Below are 4,546 nucleotides of genomic sequence, written 5' to 3' on the forward strand. Positions count from 1 at the left end.
GTGTCTTCCGTTGCGGTGCTTGGGTTTGGTTCCCGCATGGTGTATTACCTAGATATGCCGTCGATCGTGGGTAAGCGTCAAGGTGGGCAGACCTACTACTACTTGGTGGAGTCGGCCAGAGTCGAGGGCAAGCCACGCATCGTGTCTCAGCAGTACCTGGGCAGCGCCGCGGAGGTGGTGGCCAAACTGGCCGGCACCACGGCGGACAATCCGGTGCGCAGCCAGCACAAACAGTTCGGTGACCTGGCCGCTGCGTGGTCGATACTGCACCGGCTGGACCTGGCCGGAGTGGTCGACAAGGTCGTCACCCGCCGCTCGGATGCCGCCGCCTCGGTGGGCACCTACCTGACGTTGGCGACGGCCAACCGGGTCGTGGCACCCTGCTCGAAAGCGGCGTTTGCCGACTGGTGGGCCACCACCGCCGGGCCACGATGGGTCAAACTACCCAGCACGGCACTGGACCACCGCCGGTTCTGGAAAGCCATGGACCGCCTCGACGACACCGCGCTGCGCACCATCGAGACCGAACTGAGCCGGCGCATGGTGGCCGAGTTCGGCCTGGACCTGTCCGGGCTGGTGCTGGACATGACCAACTTCGCCACATTCATCGACTCCGCCAACGAGGCGGCGCCGCTGGCCCAGCGCGGCAAAGCCAAGCAGAAACGGGTGGACCTGCGCCTGGTCGGGCTGGGTCTGGTCGTCACCAGCGACGGCGGTATTCCGATCCTGTCGCACACCTATCCAGGCGACCGCCCCGATGTCACCCAGTTCAGCACCGTCATCGACGAACTCGTCTCCCGCTATCGGGGCCTCAGCGCCCAGGTCGAGTCGTTGACGGTGGTCTATGACGCCGGGCAGAACTCCACCGCCAACCATGCCCTCGTCGAGGACACCGGGATCGGGTTCGTCGGGTCGCTGCCACCCAGTGACCATCCGGGACTGCTGGCGATCGGCAAAGCCCGCTACACCCCAGTCGACGCCGACCGCTACCCCGGCCTGCGCTGCGTGGACACCGAGGTCACCGCACTGGGGGTGACCCGGCGGGGGGTGCTGACCTATTCACCCACCCTGCACGCGGCCCAGTCCCGTGGGTTCGACCAGACACCGGCCAAGGCCCGTGCCCGCCTCAGCGAGCTGCGAACCAGGCTGGCACGCGGGAAGACCCGACGTGACCGCGCCGCGGTCGAGACCGAGATCGCCGCGATCTGCCGGCCACGCTGGGTCGGTGAGGTCCTCACCGCCACCCTGACCGGCGAGCGACCCGCCCAGTTCCGGCTGTCGTTCACCACGAACCAGGCCGCGCGCAGGCGCCTGGAGAACCGCCTGTTCGGCAAGCGGATCCTGTTCACCAACCGCGAGAACTGGACCACCGCCCAGGTCGTGGCCGCCTACCGTTCCCAATCCGAGGTTGAAGCCGGATTCCACCAGATGAAAGACCCCCACGTGGTGTCGTTCTCCCCGATGCACCACTGGACCGACTCCAAGATCCGTGTCCACGTCTTCTACTGCGTGCTGGCACTGACCATCGCGCACCTGATGCGCCGTGAAGCCAACCGAGCCGGCCTGCATCTGTCCGTGCGTGAGCTCCTGGCCGAGTTGGCGGGCATCGAAGAAACCGTGCTGCTGCACCATGACGGTGGCAAAGGTCGCCCTCGCGCCCAACGCATTCTCACCGACATGAATCCCACCCAGCAACGCCTTGCGCAACTGTTCGACATCCACCGCTACGCCCCGACCCGCTGACCAGACCGACCAGCAGGCAAGCTAGGTAATACACCCACCTCACCCCGCAACCCAGCCCGACCAGGACAAACACCACCCAAGATCGAACTAGCGGGGAAACTCAGGCTAGTGCCGCTGCCGGATGAGCCATTCCCGCACGGTCGCAGCCGAGGGCAGGATCTCCAGCGTCGGCGCCGTCTCGAGCGGGATGTCCTCGGTGCGCAACCAGCGCCACATGTGGGTCAGGTCCGGGTCGACGAAGCGTTCGAAGAGCCAGACGGGCATCGGGAACCGGCGCGGCGGCTTTCCCATGACCTCGCGCCAGAGTTCGCGGCACTCCGCCATCGACCGGACGTCGGCGGCCAGCGGGATGTCGGCGCCGAGGAACCGCTCCGGGTCGGCGAACACCCTGGCGGCTATGGCGCCGAGGTCGTCGACACTGATCCACACCACCGGCCGGTCGGCGCCCATCAGCTTCGGCATCAGGTGCCACGCCGACACCGGTGGGAAGTAGCCCCTGTCGGTCATCAGCTCCATGAAAGCCATCGGCCGCAACTCCGTGACGGGAAGACCGAGGTCGCGCATGTGCTCCCGCACGGCGAGCTTCGAGTCCCACGAGCCGACACCGGTCTCGTACCCGGTTCCGGCCGACCCGTGCACCAGGTGCGCGATGCCCGCCGCCTTGGCCGCGTCGGCGACGTTCTTCCCCTGCCGCACTTCGCCTTCGAAGCCGCTGATCATGAAAATCTGGACGCTGTACACCCCGTAGGCGCCCTCGAAGGCGGGAGAGAGAGGGTGTCGCGGTCGTCCATGTCGGCTTTGACCACCTCGGCGCCCGCCGTGGCGAGCGCGCGGGCCTTGGCGCTGTCCGGGTCGTGGGTGAGCGCGCGAACCCGCCAGCCGTCGGACAGCAGATGCCGCGCGACCGCGCCGCCCTGGCGGCCGGTCGCTCCCGTCACGGCGATCACACGGTCGTTGGCGGTCATCTGCCTTCCCTGACCTCGGTGGGCTGAGCGTTCGTCCAATGTAGCCACAACAGGGGGCGCCGAACAGGTGCCCGCCCCCGAACGGATCTTGCGCCGATCTCCCGGTTATCGCCAGGGTGGGAAGAACTTTCCGGTCCGACGAGGAGGTCTACATGTCGACTCAACTGCCCCGCCGCACAGTGATCACCGCTGCCGCGCTGAGCCCCGCCCTCGCGGTCGGCGTGCCCGCCGCCGCGCAGGCCGCCGGCGGGGGTTCGGTGATCCGAGACGTCGTGCTGGCCGTGCACGGCGGGGCGGGCTCGCTGCCCAGGGGCAGCATCACCCCGGTCCAGGAGAAGGCCTACCGCGACGCCCTGGAGAAGGCGCTGCGGGCCGGGGCGGGGCTGCTCGCGGGCGGTGCCCCGGCGCTCGACGCCGTGGAGGCGGCCGTCCGGGTGCTCGAAGACGACCCGAACTTCAACGCGGGCAAGGGCGCGGTGTTCAACACCGACGCCGAACACGAACTCGACGCCTCGATCATGAACGGCAAGGACCTGCGCTCGGGTGCGGTCGCGGGCGTGCACAACACACGCAACCCGATCTCGCTGGCGCGCATGGTGATGGAGCGCTCCCGGCACGTGCTCATGGCGGGCAAGGGCGCCGACATCTTCGCCCTGCAGAACGGTCTCGCGTACACGACTCAGGACTACTTCTTCACCCAGCGGCGGTGGGACGCCCTGCTCAACGCGAAGAACCCGCCACCCGTGCCGCCGAGCGTCACCGAGGGGCAGACGGTCGGCGCGGTCGCCGTCGACCAGAACCGGGACGTCGCCGCGGCCACGTCGACCGGTGGCCTGACCAACAAGCTGGTCGGGCGCGTCGGCGACTCCCCGGTCATCGGCGCGGGGACCTACGCCAACAGCCGCACGGTCGCGGTGTCGTGCACCGGAACCGGCGAGGTGTTCATCCGCGGCGTCGCGGCCTACGACATCTCGGCGCTGATGGAGTACACCGGGGCCGCCGTGCAGGACGCCGCCGCGAAGGTCGTCACCGAGAAGATCACCGCGCTCGGCGCGACCGGCGGGGCCATCGCCCTCGACCCGCGCGGGCGGCTGGCGACACCGCACAGCACGCTGGGGATCATCAACGGCTACATCACCCGCGACGGCTCCGTCGTCACCCGCGTCTACAACGACGAGACCCCGCCGCGTTGACCCGTGTTTCCCCCTCGGCTCGACGGGTAACCGAAACCGCGATCCGAACAACCGAGGAGGAGCTGTGTCGATCAGCGAGGCAGGCCACGTCACGGGAACGAAGGACAAGGACTACAACATCATCTGGTTCGTCGAGTCCTGCCTGAGCAACGCGCTGCGCATGGAGACCTACATCCGCGACGCCGAGGAAGCGGGCGACTCGGAACTGGCGGACTTCTTCCGCCGCGCGCAGGGCGAGAGCCGCAAGGGCGCCGAGCAGGGCAAGGCGCTGCTCACCGCCCGACTGGGCAAGTAAGCCCGGTCGAGGCCGGGTGTCGCCACTGCTCTGGTGACACGCCCGATCGCCCAGGCCGGCACAACGAAGCGACCACCTGTCCGGGGCAGGGTGCCTTGGACAGGTGGTCGCTGCCGTGATCACGAACCGTGGAACTCCCGGGCGGCCAAGGCCCGGATGATGCCCGCGCGCCTCTCGGAGACCAGCCCGCGCAGCGCGTGCGGGTGTTCGTCGGCAAGCCACCCCCACCCGCCCGCCGTCACTGGTCCAGCAGCTCTTTCGGGCGCGGGGCGACCCAATGCCACTGCCTTAAGTGATTGTGGTGGGTTAACGACCTGGTGCGCGATAGCTGACGGGGTGTAGGCACCGCG

6 protein-coding genes are annotated in these 4,546 nt (G+C 68.6%); 3 read left to right on the top strand and 3 right to left on the bottom strand.

Annotated features, from left to right (window positions below; all coding sequences use genetic code 11):
• Positions 1 to 66 precede the first annotated feature (66 nt).
• The gene (locus ACRDSQ_RS31555) at positions 67 to 1,743 is read left to right on the top strand and encodes an IS1634 family transposase (RefSeq protein WP_431426174.1); all 1,677 of its coding nucleotides are present in this window, start codon (positions 67 to 69) and stop codon (positions 1,741 to 1,743) included.
• Between the two features lie 105 nt (positions 1,744 to 1,848).
• Here the strand turns inward: ACRDSQ_RS31555 and ACRDSQ_RS31560 are convergent, their stop codons facing one another.
• Together ACRDSQ_RS31560 and ACRDSQ_RS31565 are read right to left on the bottom strand one after the other, a co-directional pair.
• Positions 1,849 to 2,463 carry an NmrA family NAD(P)-binding protein gene (locus ACRDSQ_RS31560; RefSeq protein WP_431426176.1) on the bottom strand — a complete coding sequence of 205 codons (615 nt, stop codon included), beginning with the start codon at positions 2,461 to 2,463 and terminating at the stop codon, positions 1,849 to 1,851.
• Positions 2,460 to 2,708 carry an NmrA family NAD(P)-binding protein gene (locus ACRDSQ_RS31565; protein ID WP_431426177.1) on the bottom strand — a complete coding sequence of 83 codons (249 nt, stop codon included), beginning with the start codon at positions 2,706 to 2,708 and terminating at the stop codon, positions 2,460 to 2,462. Before ACRDSQ_RS31565 ends, ACRDSQ_RS31560 begins: the two co-directional genes overlap by 4 nt.
• Before the next feature lie 152 nt (positions 2,709 to 2,860).
• On the opposite strand from ACRDSQ_RS31565, the gene ACRDSQ_RS31570 reads away from it, so the two are divergent.
• Together ACRDSQ_RS31570 and ACRDSQ_RS31575 are read left to right on the top strand one after the other, a co-directional pair.
• Positions 2,861 to 3,901, top strand: a complete 1,041-nt coding sequence (locus tag ACRDSQ_RS31570; RefSeq protein WP_431426178.1) for an isoaspartyl peptidase/L-asparaginase family protein — start codon at positions 2,861 to 2,863, stop codon at positions 3,899 to 3,901.
• Positions 3,902 to 3,965: 64 nt separating this feature from the next.
• Positions 3,966 to 4,196 (top strand): hypothetical protein, encoded by a 231-nt coding sequence (locus ACRDSQ_RS31575; protein WP_431426180.1) that lies wholly within the window; start codon positions 3,966 to 3,968, stop codon positions 4,194 to 4,196.
• Between the two features lie 119 nt (positions 4,197 to 4,315).
• On the opposite strand, the gene ACRDSQ_RS31580 is transcribed toward ACRDSQ_RS31575, so the two are convergent.
• A complete protein-coding gene (locus ACRDSQ_RS31580; RefSeq protein ID WP_431426181.1) occupies positions 4,316 to 4,438 on the bottom strand; it encodes a hypothetical protein in 123 nt (40 codons plus the stop codon).
• Positions 4,439 to 4,546 lie beyond the last annotated feature (108 nt).

The sequence above is a fragment of the Actinokineospora sp. genome (genome assembly GCF_050699995.1).
In the GTDB taxonomy this organism is placed as follows: domain Bacteria; phylum Actinomycetota; class Actinomycetes; order Mycobacteriales; family Pseudonocardiaceae; genus Actinokineospora.